Annotated in this window: 1 pseudogene; it reads left to right on the forward strand. The window is 55.2% G+C overall.

The window, feature by feature from the left end:
- Window positions 1-288, forward strand: a pseudogene (locus KZZ06_RS20400) (hypothetical protein); the annotation flags it as partial.

Consider the following 288-nt stretch of genomic DNA (forward strand, 5'->3'; position numbering starts at 1 on the left):
GAAGACCACTAAGGCCTCGGGTGATCAGAAAGCATGGCTCGTACCGAAACTCCTTATCCTCACTTTCATCGTTTCGGTTGGGGTCGGGGTCTTCGAGGTCGGGCTCGCACTGCGTGGTAAACAGGAACTCGGTTTGAGTCCATATCAGATTGCACTTATGTTCACCGAATGCAGCTTGGTCATGTTTGTGATGCAGGCTATCGCAGTCTCGCCCTGGTTCAAGCCGGACACGACCCGTTGGCTCATCGCCCCCGCGCTCTCTGTGCTAGCTGCCGGATTGTTTCTCGT

Source organism: Sulfitobacter sp. CW3, from assembly GCF_019392245.1.
Classification (GTDB): Bacteria; Pseudomonadota; Alphaproteobacteria; order Rhodobacterales; family Rhodobacteraceae; genus Sulfitobacter.